The sequence below is a fragment of the Microvirga sp. jy35 genome, from assembly GCF_056148915.1.
The window spans coordinates 21,566-39,806 of record NZ_JBWBEW010000022.1; the positions used below are offsets into that span (position 1 = coordinate 21,566).

At 66.5% G+C, this 18,241-nt stretch carries 11 protein-coding genes and 1 pseudogene; 5 read left to right on the forward strand and 7 right to left on the reverse strand.

Annotation, left to right across the window (positions count from 1 at the left end; translation table 11 throughout):
* Positions 1–2: 2 nt before the first annotated feature.
* Complete coding sequence (locus AC0QTX_RS16585; RefSeq protein WP_474604919.1) at positions 3–1,721, reverse strand: cisplatin damage response ATP-dependent DNA ligase; 1,719 nt, start codon at positions 1,719–1,721, stop codon at positions 3–5.
* Positions 1,718–2,773 (reverse strand): ligase-associated DNA damage response exonuclease, encoded by a 1,056-nt coding sequence (locus AC0QTX_RS16590; protein ID WP_474604920.1) that lies wholly within the window; start codon positions 2,771–2,773, stop codon positions 1,718–1,720. Before AC0QTX_RS16590 ends, AC0QTX_RS16585 begins: the two co-directional genes overlap by 4 nt.
* A gap of 685 nt (positions 2,774–3,458) precedes the next feature.
* Here AC0QTX_RS16590 and AC0QTX_RS16595 point away from each other — a divergent pair.
* The gene (locus tag AC0QTX_RS16595; protein ID WP_474604921.1) at positions 3,459–4,388 is read left to right on the forward strand and encodes a class I SAM-dependent DNA methyltransferase; all 930 of its coding nucleotides are present in this window, start codon (positions 3,459–3,461) and stop codon (positions 4,386–4,388) included.
* A 182-nt stretch (positions 4,389–4,570) separates the two neighbouring features.
* Here the strand turns inward: AC0QTX_RS16595 and AC0QTX_RS16600 are convergent, their stop codons facing one another.
* Complete coding sequence (locus AC0QTX_RS16600) at positions 4,571–5,389, reverse strand: SDR family oxidoreductase (RefSeq protein WP_474604922.1); 819 nt, start codon at positions 5,387–5,389, stop codon at positions 4,571–4,573.
* Between the two features lie 284 nt (positions 5,390–5,673).
* On the opposite strand from AC0QTX_RS16600, the gene AC0QTX_RS16605 reads away from it, so the two are divergent.
* Positions 5,674–8,349, forward strand: a complete 2,676-nt coding sequence (locus AC0QTX_RS16605) for a ligase-associated DNA damage response DEXH box helicase (protein WP_474604923.1) — start codon at positions 5,674–5,676, stop codon at positions 8,347–8,349.
* Positions 8,346–9,047: a ligase-associated DNA damage response endonuclease PdeM gene (gene pdeM / locus AC0QTX_RS16610; protein WP_474604924.1), complete on the forward strand. Its 702-nt coding sequence runs from the start codon at positions 8,346–8,348 to the stop codon at positions 9,045–9,047. Before AC0QTX_RS16605 ends, pdeM begins: the two co-directional genes overlap by 4 nt.
* A 203-nt stretch (positions 9,048–9,250) precedes the next feature.
* Here pdeM and AC0QTX_RS16615 read toward each other — a convergent pair whose 3' ends face one another.
* The 4 genes from AC0QTX_RS16615 to AC0QTX_RS16630 form a co-directional block, all read right to left on the reverse strand.
* A complete protein-coding gene (locus AC0QTX_RS16615) occupies positions 9,251–10,228 on the reverse strand; it encodes a nitrilase family protein (RefSeq protein WP_474604925.1) in 978 nt (325 codons plus the stop codon).
* An 81-nt stretch (positions 10,229–10,309) separates the two neighbouring features.
* A complete protein-coding gene (locus AC0QTX_RS16620; RefSeq protein ID WP_474604926.1) occupies positions 10,310–11,071 on the reverse strand; it encodes a TIGR02186 family protein in 762 nt (253 codons plus the stop codon).
* Positions 11,068–11,997, reverse strand: coding sequence for a sulfite exporter TauE/SafE family protein (locus AC0QTX_RS16625; protein WP_474604927.1), 930 nt, complete (start codon positions 11,995–11,997; stop codon positions 11,068–11,070). The genes AC0QTX_RS16620 and AC0QTX_RS16625 overlap by 4 nt, the downstream gene beginning before the upstream one ends.
* Before the next feature lie 102 nt (positions 11,998–12,099).
* Positions 12,100–15,294, reverse strand: coding sequence for a hypothetical protein (locus tag AC0QTX_RS16630; protein WP_474604928.1), 3,195 nt, complete (start codon positions 15,292–15,294; stop codon positions 12,100–12,102).
* A 360-nt stretch (positions 15,295–15,654) separates the two neighbouring features.
* Between AC0QTX_RS16630 and AC0QTX_RS16635 the strand changes: the two are divergent.
* Both AC0QTX_RS16635 and AC0QTX_RS16640 read left to right on the forward strand, forming a co-directional pair.
* Positions 15,655–16,064, forward strand: a pseudogene (locus AC0QTX_RS16635) (MerR family transcriptional regulator).
* Positions 16,065–16,356: 292 nt separating this feature from the next.
* The gene (locus AC0QTX_RS16640; protein WP_474604966.1) at positions 16,357–18,150 is read left to right on the forward strand and encodes an acyl-CoA dehydrogenase C-terminal domain-containing protein; all 1,794 of its coding nucleotides are present in this window, start codon (positions 16,357–16,359) and stop codon (positions 18,148–18,150) included.
* Positions 18,151–18,241 lie beyond the last annotated feature (91 nt).

Consider the following 18,241-nt stretch of genomic DNA (forward strand, 5'->3'; position numbering starts at 1 on the left):
CGTCACGCCTCCTGATCCTTCAACGGATGAACCTCCTGTTCGCCCCGCTCCAGGATCTTCTCCAAGGTCTCGATCCGGTCGGCCTCGGCTGCGGGCTTGTCCCAGCGGATGCGGTTGATGCGGGGAAAACGCATGGCCACGCCGGATTTGTGCCGGGTCGAGCGCTGCAGGCCCTCGAAGGCCACCTCCAGCACGAGACCCTTGTCCTTGCCGTATTCCACCTCCCTGACCGGGCCGAAGCGCTTGACCGTGTGGTTGCGGACAAAGCGGTCGAGCTTCACCAGCTCCTCGTCGGTGAAGCCGTGATAGGCCTTGCCCACCGGCACCAGCTCCTCGCCGTTCGGGCCGTCGCGCCAGACGCCGAAGGTGTAGTCGGAATAGAACGACGAGCGCTTTCCGTGCCCGCGCTGGCCGTACATCATCACGGCGTCGACCAGATAGGGATCGCGCTTCCACTTGTACCAATAGCCCTTGGGCCGGCCGGGGAGATAGGGGCTGCTGGCCCGCTTGATCATGCAGCCCTCGATGGCATCCGCATCGGGTCCGGCCCCGACGGAAGCCGGGTCGGCGCGGGCGGCGGCAAGCTCCTCCCAGGTCTCGAAGGGCACCATGGGCGAGAGGTCGATGCGCGGGTCATCGAGCCGGGCGACGAGGGCCTCCAGGCGCCGGCGCCGCTCGGCGAAGGGCAGGGCGCGCAGGTCCTCCTCGCCCTCGAACAGGATGTCGTAGACGCGCAGGTGAGCAGGAAACTCGGCGATGAGCTTCGGGGTCGCGGCCTTCCGGTTCAGGCGCTGCTGCAGCACGTTGAAGGTCTGCACCCGTCCTTCGCGCACGATCAGCAGCTCGCCGTCGATGGCGCCCTCGAAATCGAGCGCCTCCACGAGGTCGGGAAAGGCGCGGGACACGTCCTCGCCGGTACGGGAATAGATCCGCCGCACCGGGCGCCCGTCGCCGCCATGGCCCGCGGCGGCCTGGAGGCGGATGCCGTCCCATTTCCACTCGGCCAGGAAATCGCCAGCCTCGAGCTTCGCAAAGTCCTCGTCCTCCAGGGGATGCGAGAGCATCGACGGGCGGAACGGGGCGGGGTTGCCGGATTCCGGCTTCTCGCCCCGGCCTTCGACCCAGGCGAAGAGATCCTCGTAAGGCGCCTCAAGCCCGTGCCAGACCAGCTCGACCTCGTCGGGCTCGATCTGCCCGAACTGGGCGACCGCGGTCTTGGCCAGACGGGCCGAGACGCCGACCCGCAGCTCCCGGGTGATCAGCTTGATCAGCGCCCAGCGCCCGGTCTCGTCCAGCGCATCCATCCACCCGGCGACCCGGGCGGGCAGGTCGCTCTTGCTCGTGGTCGCCAGCGTTTCGATCACCTCGGTGAGGGTCGGGACATGGGGCGGCGGGTTGTTGTGGCCGATGGTGGGTGTGCCGTCGGCTGGCGCCACGCTTTCATGGCCCGGCGCGGGCCAGATCAGGGCCACCGTCTCGGCGAGGTCGCCCACATAGTGATAGGACATCCGGAACAGCTCCGGATCGGTCCGCTCCTCCACGAGGCCGCGGATCAGGCCGGGCTTGGCCTCCTTGAACATGAGCGCGCCGGTCATGGCGGCGAGCGCATAGCCCCGGTCCGGATCCGGGGTATGGCGGAAATAATCCGTGAGCAGCCGCAGCTTCGCGTTGCGGCGCGGCTCGTAGCCCAGTCGGTCGAGGAGGGCGGCGAAGCGGTTCATGGGGCGCCTCCCGTTTCCGGCGAGGCTGCGGAGGCTTCCTCCGCCTCGCCCTCGTCGCCATAGCCCAGCATGTGCAGGGGCCGCGCCTTGATGCCATGGGTGGTGCACCAGTGGACCAGGGCGTCCTCCTGCCCGTGCGTGACCCAGACCTCGCCGGCGCCGGTCTCCTGAATCGTGCGGCAGAGGTCGTCCCAGTCGGAATGGTCGGAGATCACCAGGGGCAGCTCCACGCCCTTCTGGCGGGCCCGCGCCCGCACCCGCATCCAGCCGGAGGCGAAACAGGTGACCGGATCGGGAAAGCGGCGGGACCACAGGTCCTGGATGGAGGAGGGCGGGCAGATCACGATGGCCCCGGCAAGCTTGGGCCGCTCGGCGGCCACGACCTTCGGCGTCTCGCCTAGGGGAATGCCTTCGGACTTGTAGAGTTCGGTCAGGCGCTCCATGGCCCCGTGAAGATGGATCGGCCGGTCGTAGCCCTCCTCGCGCAGGAGCGCCATGACCCGCTGTGCCTTGCCGAGCGCATAGGTGCCGACGATATGGGCGCGCTCGGGAAAGAGAGCGACGGAGTCGAGGAGCTTGCGCACCTCCGCCCGCGTGTCCGGATGGCGGAAAACGGGCAGGCCGAACGTCGCCTCGGTGATGAAGACATCGCAGGGCACCACCTCGTAGGCTAAGCAGGTCGGGTCCTCCGCCCGCTTGTAGTCCCCCGACACCACGATCCTTGTACCGCCGGCCTCGATGGCGATTTGCGCCGAGCCCAGCACGTGGCCGGCAGGGGAAAAGCGCACGGTCACGTCCCCGACGCGCAGGCTTTCCCTCAAAGGGGCCTCCTGCGTCGAGCCGGCGAAGTCCTCGCCGTAGCGCACCCCCATGATGCGCAGGGTTTCCCGGGTCGCCATGACGGATCGGTGCCCCGAGCGCGCATGATCCGAGTGGCCATGGGTGATCAGCGCCCGCTTCACGGGCCTGACCGGATCGATGTGGAAGTCGCCAAGGGGGCAGTAGAGCCCCTGCGGGGTCTGGGTGAGGATGTCGGTGAAACGCAGCGCCATGGTGGGAATATAGGGTCCGGCTTGGTGATGTCAGGCCAAGGGATAACGCCGAGCCAGCGCCTTCGGGCCCGCAGCCTGAGCTGCGAGCCTTCAGGGTGATCGAGGGTGGCGTGTCGCGCAGCCCGGCTCGATGATGTGTGGTGTAAGTGAGAGCCAAGCTGCTCGTCACGCGCGGTTCTTTTCAGGTAGACCTGACGAAGCCAGAATCGACCTCCCGCGAGCACAGGGTTGCGAGACCTGCGGCGGGACCGCTCCTTGCCCCGTTCCTGCGACGCCTCGCGAGCGCGCCCCTCGTCGGGCGAGGATGGGCAATGATATAGCTGAGCTTAGCAGAACTGTCAAGAACAAAGTGAGAACGTTACACCGCTCCCCTCTCTCCTCCGTCCTCATCCTGAGGAGGTCGCTTAAGCGACCGTCTCGAAGGATTGTCCAGAGAGCCCTGGAACCTCCTTCGAGACGCAGCCTCACGGCTGCTCCTCAGGATGAGGTCAGAGTGTGTGAAGACACAGATCCCCGGGACGAGCCCGGGGATGACGTGGAGGGTGGCAGTGGGGGTGTCATTCCCTGCTGGAGCGCAGCACCATGGATCCTCTTCCCGGCCTCGCGGCTGCCGGGGATGCCAGGGGAGGAGCGTCAAGCGGAACACGCCATTGACAGCCCTTCCACTCTCCCGCATCCACAAGCCATGCCACCGTCCTCGACCGCCCGCTCCACCGGCGATTTTCGTGCCGACCGCCGCTACGAATATGCCCGCGCGGCCTTCGGCGAGCGCGATTTCGAGGCTGCCGCCGATCTCGCCCGGCAGGTGCTGGAGCTCGCACCGGATTTCCCCGCCGCTCATGCCATGCTGGGGCGCTCGCTGGCCGAGCTGGGGGCGCGCGAGGAGGCGGTGGATGCCCTGCGCCAGGCTCTTGCTCTTGAGCCTGTCGATGAACTGGGCGTGCGCCTCGATCTCGCAAGGCTTGAGGCGCTTCCACCCGACGAGGCGATCACGGACGGCTATGTGCGGGCGCTCTTCGACGATTACGCGCCGAAATTCGACCAGCACCTGACCAAGAGCCTCGCCTATCGCGGGCCGGAGCTGATCGCCGATGCGCTTCGCCGCGCCTGCTCCGAGCGAGGCCGGGAGTACCGCTTCGGCCCGACCCTCGATCTGGGCTGCGGCACGGGGCTGATGGCGCAGGCGCTCGAGGGGCTGTGCTCCTCCATGGAAGGCGTGGACCTCTCCCCCGGCATGCTGGAAAAAGCTGGCAAGACGGGGCTCTACGATGCTCTCCACGAAGGTGAGCTCGTGTCGTTTCTCTCGCGCCGTACCGGTGAAGAGGCGGACCTCGTTGTGGCGGCCGACGTGTTCGTCTACATGGCGGCGCTCGATTCGGCGTTCCGCGAGGCGCACCGGGTATTGAAGCGCCAAGGGCTCTTCGCCTTCACGGTGCAGGCGCATGGGGGCGAAGGCTTCCTCCTGGGCGAGGACGCGCGCTACGCCCACAGCGAGACTTACGTGCGTGGGCTCGCGGAGGCGGCGGGCTTTAAGGTGGTGATCCTTGAGCGGGTGTCGACCCGGGAGGATCGCGGCGTGCCGGTTCCCGGATTCCTGACGGTGCTGCAGCGTTGAGCAGCCGATAACTTCAGCCGTCATGGCCGTCCCCGGACTTGATCCTGGGATCGGTCCTGGCCATCCCGATGTTGTGAGGCTCTGTACTTCAATCAATCGAGATCACCGGCACAAGGCCGGTGATGGCGAAGAGAGTGAGCTTCCAAACAATATCAGAATGCGTTTGTGCTTGTAGGAGCGGCTTACTGCGCCGGCATCGAAGGATGCGGCGCGCTCTCGTAGCAGCCCAGCACCGACTGGTCGAAGTCGATGATCGAGCCGGTCATCATGCCGGACTCCCCGGACGCGAGGAAGGCTACGGCGCGGGCGACCTCGCGCGGATCGAGCAGGCGCCCGAAGGGCTGTTCCTTCTCGGCCTTCTCCAGCCAGCCGTCCTGCGCCCCGTGATAGGTCTTCATGATCCGGTCCTCGCCGGGCGTGTTCATCCAGCCGATGTTGAGGCCGTTCACGCGGATGCGCCAGGGCATGAGGCTGAAGGCGGCGTTCTTGGTCAGTGTGGCAAGCGCGCCCTTGGAGCCGCAATAGGCCGAGATGAAGGGCTGCCCGCCATGGGCCGACATGGACAGGATGTTGACCATGGTGCCCTCGATCTTTTCACGCCGCATGATCTTGGCGGCTTCCTGCATCAGGAAGAACGGCGCGCGGACATTGACCGCGAACATGCGGTCGAAGAGTTCCGGGGTGGTGTCGAAGATCGTGCCGCGGTCGGTGATGCCGGCGGCGTTCACCAGCGCATCGACGCGCCCGAAGACGCTGTCGGCCCGCGCGGTGACCTGGCGTGCCTCCTCGACGTGCTCAAGATCGGCGCGCACGAATTCCGTGTGGCAGCCCTGATTGGAGATCTCCCGCGCCACCGCATGCCCGCGCTCCTCGTTGCGGCCGCAGATCACGATGCCCTTGGCGCCCCGCTCTGCGAGCGTGCGGGCGATGGCCTCCCCCACGCCTTGCGTGCCTCCGGTGACGACGGCGACGGCGTTCTGGAACTGGGTCTCGTGCGGCATGGCGTTTGCCCTATGGTTTTGGCTGTTTGGCGTTGGGGCGAGCTGAAAGGAACTTGAGCCGGATAGCAAGCCGGCAAAGAGAAGGGTTCACATGTTCTCTTGCCAGCACAGAGTCATCCCGGGGCGAGCGCAGCGAGAGCCCGGGATCCATAACCGCTGACGGTAAAGGGTGAGGAGCCGCGTTGGCCGTGCCGCTTGGATCCCCGCCTGGCGGGATGAGAGGGGAGATGCTCTTGAACCTTGGCCATGGCGGAACCATTCCGGCAGCCTTATCTTGAGCATTCATGTCTCGAGTCTCCGTCACCCTTCTCCCGAAGACATTTCGTGACTGGTTCAAGAGCCGCGGCTGGAAGCCGAGGGCGCACCAGCTGGACCTGCTCGCCAAGGCTGGGCAAGGCCGCTCCGTGCTGCTCGTGGCCCCGACAGGGGCCGGCAAGACGCTCGCCGGCTTCCTGCCGAGCCTCGTCGAGCTGGCCGAGAGGGGACCGGGCCGCGGTACGGCCAAGGACCGGCGCGGGCTCCACACCCTCTACATCTCGCCCCTGAAGGCGCTCGCCACCGACGTGGCGCGGAACCTCGAGATTCCGGTGGCCGAGATGGCGCTTCCCATCCGCGTCGAGACCCGCACCGGCGACACGCCCTCCCACAAGCGCGCCCGGCAGATCGAGAGGCCGCCGGACATCCTGCTCACCACGCCGGAGCAGCTGGCGCTCCTGCTGGCGCACGCGGAGGCGCAGGAGTTTTTCAAGGATCTGCGCCGCGTGGTGCTGGACGAACTGCACTCGCTCGTCACGTCGAAGCGCGGCGACCTGCTGTCGCTCGGGCTCGCACGGCTGATGACGATCGCCCCGCAGACGACGGCCGTGGGGTTGTCGGCGACGGTGCGCGAACCGGACGATCTCAGGCGCTATCTGGCTCCGCAGCGTGCCGGAGATTCCCTCCCCCTTGCGGGGAGGGATGAAGGGTGGGGGTCGGAAAGTCGAGATGCTGAGCTTCATTCAGCTAGCAGCAGCACTGATACAGCGCCTGACCTGACCTTGCGCTCACCCGGTCGCACCACCCCCACCCCTAGCCCCTCCCCGCAAGGGGGAGGGGAAAGCCGCCTCGCCGACCTCGTCGTGGTGCAGGGCGGCGCGCAGCCCGACATCCGCATGCTCGACCTCGACGAGCGCCTGCCGCTCGCAGGTCATACCGCGTCTCTGTCGATGCCGGCGATCTACGGGCTCATCCGCACGCACAAGACCACGCTCGTGTTCGTCAACACGCGCCTGCAGGCGGAATACACGTTCCAGGAGCTGTGGAAGCTCAACGACGACAATCTCGCCATCGCGCTCCACCACGGCTCACTCGACGTGTCGCAGCGCCGCCGCGTCGAGGAGGCGATGGCGGCGGGAAAGCTCAAGGCCGTCGTGTGCACGGCGACGCTGGATCTCGGCATCGACTGGGGCGACGTGGACCTCGTGGTGAATGTGGGCGCGCCGAAGGGGGCGTCGCGCATCATGCAGCGCATCGGCCGCTCGAACCACCGCATGGACGAGCCATCGGAAGCCTATCTCGTGCCGGCAAACCGCTTCGAGATCCTCGAATGCCGCGCGGCCTTGGATGCGGTGCACGAGGCCGCTCAGGACACGCCGGATGCCCGCATCGGCGCGCTGGACGTGCTCTGCCAGCACATCCTCGGCATGGCCTGCGCCGGGCCCTTCGACCTGGCGGAGTTGTACGAGGAGGTCCGCTCGGCCGCGCCCTATGCGGGGTTGTCCTGGGAGGATTTCGAAGCCTGCGTGGCCTTCGTCGCCACGGGCGGCTACGCCCTTCGCGCCTATGAGCGCTTCGCCAAGATCGTGAAGGGCAATGATGGTCTGTGGCGCGTGCGCGATGCGAGGGTCGCGCAGCAATACCGCATGAATGTGGGTACCATCGTCGAGTCGAGCATGATCAAGGTGCGGCTCGGCAAGTCCCTGCGCTCACGCCCCGGCACCGTGCTGCCGCGCGGCCGGATTCTCGGCGAGATCGAGGAGTCGTTTGCCGAGACGCTGACGTCGGGCGACACCTTCCTCTTCGCCGGCGAGGTGCTGCGCTTCGAGGGCATCTCCGAGGACGAGGTTCTAGCCACCCGCGCCGGCGCCGGCACGGATCCGATGATCCCGTCCTACGAGGGCGGCAAGTTCCCGCTCTCCACCTTTCTTGCCGCCCGCGTGCGCGAGATCCTCGCCGACCCGTTCGAGTGGGACCGCCTGCCGCCGCAGATGACCGAATGGCTGCTGCAGCAGCGCCGCCGCTCCGTCGTGCCGGGGCCGCGCGACCTGCTGGTCGAGACCTTTCCCAGGGCCAACCGCTTCTACATGACCTGCTTCCCGTTCGAGGGCAGGCTCGCGCACCAGACGCTGGGCATGCTGCTCACCCGCCGGCTGGAGCGGGCGAAGCTCAAGCCGCTCGGGTTCGTGGCCAACGATTACGGCATCGCGGTCTATGCCTCGGGCGACATCGCAGCCCGCGCCGCGCGCGATCCGGGCTTCATGGACGAACTGTTCTCCGAGGACATGCTGGGCGACGACCTGGAGGCTTGGCTGGCGGAATCGTCCCTCATGAAGCGCACCTTCCGCCAATGCGCCGTCATCGCCGGCCTCATCGAGCGCCGGTTCCCCGGGGAGAAGAAGACGGGCCGGCAGGTCACGATCTCCACCGATCTCGTCTACGACGTGCTGCGCAAGCACGAGCCCGATCACGTTCTGTTGCGCGCCGCGCGGGCGGATGCGGCAACGGGACTCCTCGACGTGAGGCGCCTCGGCATGATGCTTGAGCGCATCCGGGGGCGAATCATCCACAAGCCGCTCGACCGGGTTTCTCCTTTGAGCGTGTCCGTCATGCTGGAGATCGGCCGCGAGCGCGTCTATAGCGACAATGCGGACGAGATCCTGGCCGAGGCGGAGGCAGCGCTTCTCGACGAGGCTTTGGCGTGACGGCATTGCAGAAGAACAAACAGACAACGCACGAAATCGAGCTCAAGGGGCAGCTGGCGCTGCTCGACCTGACGGGGGCGATGTATCTGCCCGCGCACGACGCCCTGCTCGTAGCCGACCTCCATTTCGAGAAGGGCTCGTCCTTTGCCCGGCGCGGCATGATGCTGCCGCCCTACGACACCCGCGAGACGCTTCTTGCCCTCTCCGACGCGGTGTTCCGCTTCGCTCCGAAGACCGTGATCGCGCTGGGCGACAGCTTCCACGATATCGGCGGCCCGGATCGCCTCGGTGACGAGGAGCGTACGACGCTCATGCAAGTGCAGCAGGGCCGCGACTGGATCTGGGTCACGGGCAACCATGACCGCATCCTGCCGGAGAGCATCGGCGGGCAGGTGGTGGAGGAGATGGCGCTCGGCTCCCTTACCCTGCGGCATGAGCCGATAGCCGGAGAGCAGGCGGAGGTCGCCGGCCATCTCCATCCGGTCGGCAAGGTGGTGATGCGCGGCCGCTCCACCCGGCGGCGCTGCTTTCTCACCGACGGCAGCCGCTGCGTGATGCCGGCGCTGGGCGCCTATGCGGGCGGCTTGAATGCCTGCGACGCCGCCTTCAAACCGCTCTTCGCCAACGGCTTCACGGCGCACCTCATCGGCACGGAGCGGATTTTCGCCATCGCGAAGTCGATGCTCTGCCGGGATTGAACACCCGGATCGCTCCTGTCATTCCGGGGCCGCGCAGCGGAGCCCGACCCGAAGGGCCGCGCCGCAGGCGTGGAAATCCATAAACACGATGCCTGACAGAAGAGGCGCTACGGCTTTCTTCGCATCCATTTCTGCGCCGTTAGCAGATATGGATTCCGGGCTCTCGCTACCGCTCGCCCCGGAATGACAATGGGTAACCGGATTTACCCCGCTGTCTTCACCACTGGAGCCTCCGAAAACCGTGCCTGTCTCGGCGCAAGCTCGTGCCCCTGGGCCTCCGTGAGGAGCCCGTAGAGATCCGGCCTTCGACCGCGGATCCAGCGGCGGCCGGTGGCGAGCGGCAGGAGGTCGAGGTTGAGATCGGCCACGACCAGCACATCCTCCGCTTTCCAGGTTTCCGCGATGATCCGGCCATAGCAGTCGATGATCATGGCGTTGCCCGTGCGCACCTCGCCGTCATCCTCGCCGACGCCGTTGGCAAACAGCAGGAAATAGCCGTTGTCATGAGCCCGGGCTGGCAGCCAGCGCATCAGCCACTCGCGTCCCTTGGGGCCGCGGAACTCCGCTTCGATGGCCTCCGGATCGGCATGGCGGTTCTCCCAGAGGGCAGGGTCGATCAACCCCATGGCCTGCGGGCTGCGCGAATGGCATCCTCCGGTCTGGTGCGGCGCCATGACGATGTCGGCGCCGAGCAGGGCTGTCGCGCGCGCGTTCTCGACAAGATTGTTGTCCCAGCAGATCAAGACGCCGACCTTGACGCCCCAGGGCGTGTCGAAGACCGTGTAGCTGTCGCCGCTCACGATATCGTCGCTCTCGAAAGCATGGAGCTTGCGGTGGCGGTGGACCTGTCCGTCGGGGAGGCAGACCACATAGGTATTGAACAGCCGTCCGTCGTCGGCCCGCTCGATCAGCCCCACCCCGATGGCCATATGGTACCGGGCCGAGAGCCGCGCGATCGCCTGCGTGGAGGGGCCCGACGGCACCGGCTCCGCAAGCGCCTCCAGCTGCGCCCGTCCGAGGGTGCGGACATGCCAGTATCCGGTCAGGCACATTTCCGGGAAGGCGACGATCTTGACGCCCTGCCCGGCAGCTTCACGGCAGAAGCGCTCCACCACCGACATGTTGTAGGCTTTGTCGTTGGCCCGGTGGTGAAACTGGACCGTCGCGCATCGGAGCATCATGAAGCAATCCCCTGGTTGAGGCAGCAGGCAGGATCACCTGAAGAGCCTCGTCCGTAAAGAGTGAAGGGCGGCAGGCTTCGCCTAGTCGCGGCGGAAGATGACGTTGGCGAGCCAGCCGAAGAAGATGGCGATCACGGCCGTCGCAAGGCCATAGAACAGCGACCAGTCGCGGGCGACAACGCCGACCTGCTCCTCGAATCCCGTCTTGACCAGCTCGAAATTGGTGGTCGTGCGGGCCAGGATCACGGTGTCGGCAAAGAGCGTCACATCCACATCGTAATTGCCGGGCGGCGCCGTTGCCGGCAGCGGAATGCCCGCGCGGAAGATGTCCGAGGTCAGGAAGGTCACGCCGCGCTCGTCCTCGAGGTAGAGACCTTCCTGGGCCTTCAGGCGGTGCAGCGCCTCGCGGAAGGGCTTGTCCGTGCCGCCGCGGCCATACGTGAGATCGTTGGCGTTGATGATGGCCTCGAGGCCGATCTTCTGCCTTTGGCGCAACTGGTCGCTCGTGATCTCCGTGATGGGCCGGGAGGTCATCACGGAGATATAGGCCGGGACCGATGGAAACTTCTGCTGTTCCTGGTTGATCCAGACGGGGCCGAGCCGCTCCTTCTCGCGCACGGTCAGGAATTGGCGCGGGCCTCGCACGGTCACCACCACGTCATAGGTCGTGGCGCGGGCCACCGTCTGGGCATCGCGCTCGATGGCGCCGAACACGGCGATCTCCGTTCCTGTATAGTTGGAGTTGATCAGGACCCGATGGTTCGACAGGGACGTGATCAGAGTCTCGGCGCTGGCGGGAGCGAGGCCGGCCCACAGGAGCAGGAGGAGGCCGAGCGCCCTCACGGACGTACCTCCTGCACCGAGATGGAGAAAGGCTCCTCCGGCTGCAGCACGAGTTCGAGCCCGAAGCGCAAGCCCACGGCCAGCAGCAGGAGCGCGAGCAGGAAGCGGAACAGCTCCGCCCGGAGATGGCGTCCCATCCGGGCGCCGAACTGAGCGCCGAAGACGCCGCCGACGATGAGGAGGATCGCCAGCACCATGTCCACCGCCTGGTTCGTGATGGCGTGGAGAATGAGGGCAACGAGGGTGGTGCAGACGATCTGGAACTGGGAGGTGCCGACGACCACGGTGGTGGGCACGCGGAAGATGTAGAGAAGCGCCGGCACCACGATGAAGCCGCCGCCGATTCCCAGCAGCGCGCCGGCGAAGCCGATGAAGAGCGAGAGCCCGAGGATCGGAATGACGCTGACATAGAGCTTGGAGCGGTAGAAGCGCATGCGCAGGGGCCAGCCGAGATAGGGCGCATGCTCGCCGGCCTTGCGCCGCAGGCGCACCATCCCTCCCTTCCGCCTGTGCCAGAATTCCCGGATGCTCTCCTTCAGCATCAGGCTTCCGACGATGGTGAAGAGCGTCACGTAGGAGATGACGATCACGAGATCGAGTTGCCCGGCCCGGCGCGCGGCCGCAAAGAACCAGACGCCGAGAACGGATCCGACGAAGCCGCCCGCCACCAGGATGGCGCCGAGCTTGTGATCGAGGGCATTGCGTCTCAGCGCCCCGAGCACGCTGGTGGTGGAGGAGGCGACGATCTGGGCCGATTGGGTCGCCACGGCCACCGCCGGAGGGATGCCGAGGAAGATCAGGAGCGGCGTCATCAGGAAGCCGCCGCCGATCCCGAAGAGGCCGGAAATGAAGCCCACCGCTGCACCCATCCCGAGGATGAGAAGAACGCTCACAGGCATTTCAGCGATAGGCAAATAGATTTGCAACCCGGTTCCCCTATGGCCGGTGCAGCCACGTCGTTGTTACAGCATCATGCAGGCGATGTAACGGTCACGTTCTGAACGGAAGATGACAGAGCCTGCCTGCCTTCAACTCCTGTCAGGCGTAGATCGATCCAGATCAGCCGTCCATTCCGGGGCGGCTGCCGGGGGCTCGTTCGCGATCGGGTCCACGGCGCGCGGGCGCCATTGGTCGACGGCGGCCCTGGCATTCTTCAGATCCGCAGGATTGAGGCGGGCGGCCAGTTCGTCGCGTTTCCGGGCCGCCTCCGCATCGCCCTGGGCGGCCGCGAGGGAAAACCACTGGAAGGCCCTGGGCAGATTGGGCTTCGAGCCGATGCCCCGGGTGAGAAGAAGACCCGTGTTGAACTGGCTGTCGCGGAACCCGGCCTCTGCGGCCTCGGTGTACCAGCGCAGGGCCGTGACATAGTCCGGCCTGCCGCTGGCGCCGGAGGCGAGCAGGGATGCGAGGTTATGCATGGCACGGACATGGCCGCCCAGGGCCGCCCGCTCATACCAGAAGACGGCCTGCCTGAGATCGCGCCCGACCCCGAGGCCTTTCTCGAACATCGCGGCAAGCCGCTCCTGGGCCGGCGGGAGACCCGCCTGGGAGGCGCGCTCGAAGAGGCGGACGGCTGCTGCCAGGTCCTCGACCACACCGCGCCCTTCGGCCAGGCGAGCGCCGATCTCGTAGAGCGCCGCCGCATCCCCGGATTGGGCCGCCAGGCGTAAGCCTGCGGGAACCTCGGCCGGGACGCCTCCGACCGTTGCCGGATCCACGAGAAACCTGCCTGCGGCGAGAGGGGCCGGGGTCGAGGGTTGCGCAGCAAGACTCGAGGTCTGGAAAGGATTGAGATCCTGCCTTGCCGCAGGAGCGCTTGCCGTGCCGTGGGTCTGTGTCTCGGGAGCTTGAGCCTCCTGGGGGGCGCTTGCCGAGGCGGCGGCAACGGCTGAGACGCTGTGTCCTCCGGACAGGATCTGGGTGGTGCCGGCAGCCAGGACCAGAAAGGCGAGCCCCAGAAGAAGGGGGCGGCGGTGGCTGTCGAGTGTCCGGCGCAGGCGCTCGAAGAGCGACGACAAGTGCGGCGCGGCTGCACCGGTTGCCCCGTCCTCCCCTTCGCTCGCGAGCCCCGCAGCTTGGGCCGGCGGCAGGTGGGAGGGCTCCGCGAATTCCGGCACTGCATTCTGCGCAGCCCTTCGCGCCGCCGCGATGAAGCTCGCGCGCACATGGCCGCGGTCTTCATCCGGGGCTGCAGGAGGCGTGATCTCCGCGGCTCTCGGGTCGAGCACGGGTGCGTCGGGGGTTCGGGGCGCGGGCTCCTCGATCCGGGACAGGGTCACCGTATGCAGCTTGCGCACGGCCGCCTCGAGACGATCTGCCGGCGGAAGCGATGCGGGCGGCTCTGACGGCGGTACGGTCGGGCTGCGCGTCGCCGGCCCAGCCTGGCTCGGCAGGCGGGACGCCAGCGCCTCCAGGGCCTCGTGAACCGACTTCAAGGTCTCCTGGGTCTTCCAGTCCGAGCGGGTATGAAGAGCCTTCAGCTCGACGAAGCCATGTTTGAGGGTGTCCAGATCGCCTGCATCAGGCAGGGTTGGCCGGATGTCGTTCAGCGCGGCCCTGACCGCTCGCTCGGCGATCCCGGCAGCCTCGCTGTGCAGGTTCTTCAGGTGGCCTGTCGCCTCCTCCAGGGCCTTGTGCAGCGGTTCGCCCGGGACGGACCCGAGCCGCTCGGCAAGCGCCGCGACTTGCCGCTCCAGGGCATCGAAGCCCGCCGGCTGCGAGGGGGTGCGTTCAAGCTTCTCGTCGATAGAGCGGAGCATCTGCGCCACGCCGGCGGTATCAGCCTGCCGGCCGAGCTGCTGCAGCTCCTGCTCGATCCGATCAAACCGCTGCAGAAGAGGTTCGTGGGAAGGCGCTTCCCGCTCGGCCACGGCCCTGATCTGGGACGACAGCCGATCCTCCATGCCGCTGACGGCATCCCCGTCGGGGGAGCGGCTGCCGGACAGGACGGCCATGCGCTCGGCCAGGAGCGCCAGCTGCTCGCTGATCGGCACGAGATCGGCCGGCTTCGGGTCCGGGCGGCGGACGAGGAGATCGAGGCGGCGGTCCACGCTTTCCAGCAGTTCCGGAACCTTGCTCGTGTCCTGGGCCGTGGCAGTCACGTAGAGAGCCGAGCAGACATCGTCGAGGGACCGCTTCAGGGCGGTGAAATCGCTTTTGCTCACCTGATGGAGGCGGATCTCGGCGATCTGCCGGCCGAGGGTTTCCATGTCGCCCGAGAGGCGGGCCATCTGCTGCGGCTCGGCCCGGCTCGCCAGATCCTGGCGCAGGTCCACGATCTGGCCGCTGAGGAAGTCGATCACCGAGCGGTCGATCCCCGCCTCGGCCATGTGATCAATCTTATCCGTTATACGATCGATCCCGAGGCCGAGGTGCCGATGCAGCTCATGATTGACCCGCTCTGAGAGTGTCTGGACCTGTTCGTAGAGAACGGTCATCGAGCCGGCGAGGGTGTGCAGATCCTTGGCGGTCGGCCCCTGCTCGAGATCCTTGGCCATGGAGGCGAGGGATGCGCCGAGAGCAGCAATTTCGTTGCGGGTCGCCAGATGCTCCATGCCGAAGCGGAGGGTGTCGATCTCGGTGCGGATCGTCTCGACGGCTGGCGCAAAGTCCGGGCTCGGCTGCTCCAGGCGAGTGGCGAGCCGGGACATGTCGGCCCGCAGGCCGGACAGGGTTTCAGACACGGGGGCGAGCGCCTTGAGCGCCTGCTCCATCGGGAATTCGATGCGCGGCGGAGCGGCCCGCTCGGTGGCGACCCGGCGCTCGACCGTGTCGAGGCGATCCTTCAGGGAAGACAGTGCCTGGGACAGGATCGCGGCGATGCGCTCCTGCTGATCCGCGGAGGCGCGGGCGGCGGTATCGAGGCGGGTCTCGGCCTGCTCGATCCAGCTTGCCATGGACTCCAGGGCGATGGCCGTCCGCGAGGCCTGATCCTGGGCCTGCCGCTCGCTCTCGGCTGCGATGGCGGACATGAGGGTTTCATAGTCCGTCTTCGGTCGCGGGCGGGACGCGGAGGACATCCGTGCAATCAGGTTGTCGAGATCGCTGCCCGTGGTCCGTCGGGCGGTGGGGCGAAGGGAAGGGGCAGGCTCGTGGTCCTGCTCGGCAAGTATGGCCGCAGCCCATTCCTCAAGGCTCAAGCCTGCCCGGCGCGCCGCGGCCATGGCCAATTCGCGGGCGTCGAGGTCGAGGTCGTCAAGTCTTGAGAGGACGTGTCGTCTCATGCTGGGCTCGCGGGGTACGCAGGACCTAGAGGCGGACAGGGCCCCGTGCCGTTGCCGCCTGCCGGGCAAAGGGCGCTGAGAGCAGGCGAATCACGACGCCTTCAGACCCTTCCTCGGACGGTGCAGCTTTCGTCGAGCGTGGTAAAAAACCCGTTAAACGGAGGGGATTTAGGGTCAAATAGGCTGATACCGGCAGGAAACTTCCCCTCAGGCACCCGTCTCAAGGGAAGTTAATCTGCCCCAGCGGCATATGATGGCTGTAATACTCTTGCAAATGCTGAAGCATATGTTCTATCATTTCATTACTAAGGGGATGTGCATCAAGCGCTGACCTGAGAATGGAACACGACGGGGCATTCTATGGATCAATATGCAGTCAGCGCAGGTGCCGGTGGAACCGGAGAGGGCGCGAAATTCTACACCATCGGAGACTTGGCGCGGGAGTTCGGGGTGACCCTCCGCACCCTCAGGTTCTACGAGGACAGGGGCCTTCTGTCCCCCGCCGGGACGGAACGGCCCGCATCTACGACGCTCGCGACCGTGACCGCCTCTCCGTGATTCTGAAGGGCAAGCAGCTCGGCTTCACCCTAACCGAGATCCGCGCCATGCTCGCCGAGGAACGGTCCGGCAACGGGGCGGCCATGAACCTCAAGCTGTCGCTCGACCAGGTCGAGGACCAGATCCAGCACCTCGAGCAGCAGAAGAAAGAAATCGAGGAGGCATTGGCCGAACTCCAGGCCCGCCGCGCCGGTCTGGCTGCAGCTGCCTGATCCTCGCGCCTTACTGCGCGACCCGCCAACGCAAACCCTCCGGCATCGGGCTGTGCGCCTCGGTGCCGGAGGGTTTTTGCTTCTGGGGGTGGAAAGCGTGAAAGCGGAGCCATGATCCGGGAGCAGCCTGGACCTCATCCCGTTGAACTCCCGGCTTTGGCGATGCCTCGAAAGATTTAGTTCTCTGCCTCTTCCAAATGCGTGCAGATAGTTTATATGTGAACTATCTGCTTGGCCGGCACCCTTCCCCATGGAGAGATACGTGCCGGCAACCGATCTGGGAGACATCCGAATGCCGGTCTACAAGGCCCCCGTCGAAGACGTCATGTTCCTCCTGAAAGACGTATTTCCGATTGAGCGCTACAACAACCTGCCCGGCTTTGCCGATGCTACGCCCGATACGGTGGAGGCGATCCTCGAAGAGGGCGCCAAGCTCTGCGAGGAGGTCTTCGCGCCCCTGAACCTCTCCGGCGACCAGGAGGGCTGCACCCGCAATCCGGACGGATCGGTCACCACCCCCAAGGGCTTCAAGCAGGCCTATGAGGCTTATTCCGCCGGCGGTTGGATGGGGCTTGCCGCGCCGGAGGAATTCGGCGGCCAGGGGCTGCCGTCCGTCCTCAACACGATTATGCAGGAATTCGTCTCCGCGTCGAACCTGGCGCTCGGCATGTATCCCGGCCTGACCCAAGGGGCCATCGCGGCGCTCATCGAGCACGGCACCGAGGAGCAGAAGAACATCTACCTGCCGAAGATGATCGAGGGCACATGGACGGGCACCATGAACCTGACCGAGCCCCATTGCGGCACGGATCTCGGCATGCTCAAGACCAAGGCCGTGCCGAACGGCGACGGCTCCTACGCCATTTCCGGCACCAAGATCTTCATCTCCGCCGGCGAGCACGACATGGCGGAAAACATCGTCCACCTGGTGCTCGCCCGCATCGAGGGCGCTCCTCAGGGCACCAAGGGCATCTCGCTCTTCGTGGTGCCGAAGTTCCTCGTCAAGGAGGACGGCTCCGTGGGTGAGCGCAACGGCGTCTCCTGCGGCTCCCTCGAGCACAAGATGGGCATCCACGGCAACGCTACGGCCGTCATGAACTACGACGGCGCCAGGGGCTGGCTCGTGGGCCAGGAGAATCGCGGGCTCAACGCCATGTTCGTGATGATGAACGAGGCGCGCCTTGCGGTCGGCGTGCAGGGGCTGGCCCAGTCCGAGGTCGCCTACCAGAACGCGGTTGCTTACGCCAAGGACCGGCTCCAGGGCCGCTCGCTCACCGGCGCGAAGTTCCCCGACAAGCCCGCCGATCCGATCATCGTTCATCCGGACGTGCGCCGCACGCTCCTGTCCATCAAGGCCTTCAACGAGGCAGGCCGCGCCTTCATCGTCTGGACGGGGCTGAACAGCGACATCGCGCACCGCTCCTCCGACGAGGCGCAGCGCCAGGTGGCCGAGGACTACATGGGCCTCATGACCCCCGTGGCGAAGGGCGCGCTCACCGATCTCGGCTTCGACAACGCCGTCAAGGCGCAGCAGATGTTCGGCGGCCACGGCTATATCGAGGAATGGGGCATGTCGCAGTTCGTGCGCGATGCCCGCATCGCCATGATCTACGAGGGCGCCAACGGCATCCAGGCCATGGACCTCGTCGGCCGCAAACTCGGCAAGGACGGCGGGCGCGCCGTCATGACCTTCTTCAACGAGGTCGGCACCTTCTGCCAGGAGAACGCAGGCGACGAGAACCTCAAGGCCTACATCGCGCCGCTGCAGCAGGGTTTAAGCCATCTGCAGCAGGCCACCATGTGGTTCATGCAGAACGCCATGGCCAAGCCCGATAACGCCGGCGCCGGGGCGACCGACTACATGCACCTCTTCGGCCTCGTGGTTCTGGGCTATATGTGGGCCAGGATGGCGAAGGCTGCGCAGGTGAAGAAGGCCGAAGGCAACGGCGTCGCCGAGAAGATGGACGCCAAGCTCCTGACCGGGCGCTTCTTCATGGAGCGCATGATGCCCGAGACCGCCACGCGCCTTGCCCTCATCACAACGGGCGCCGACACGACCATGGCGATGCCGGTTGAGGCATTCTAAGCAACAATCGTCATCCCGGCCGGAGCGCAGCGCAGAGCCGGGATCGCGCGACGGGTAAAGCACTCTATTCTGATGACGATCCCGGATCGCT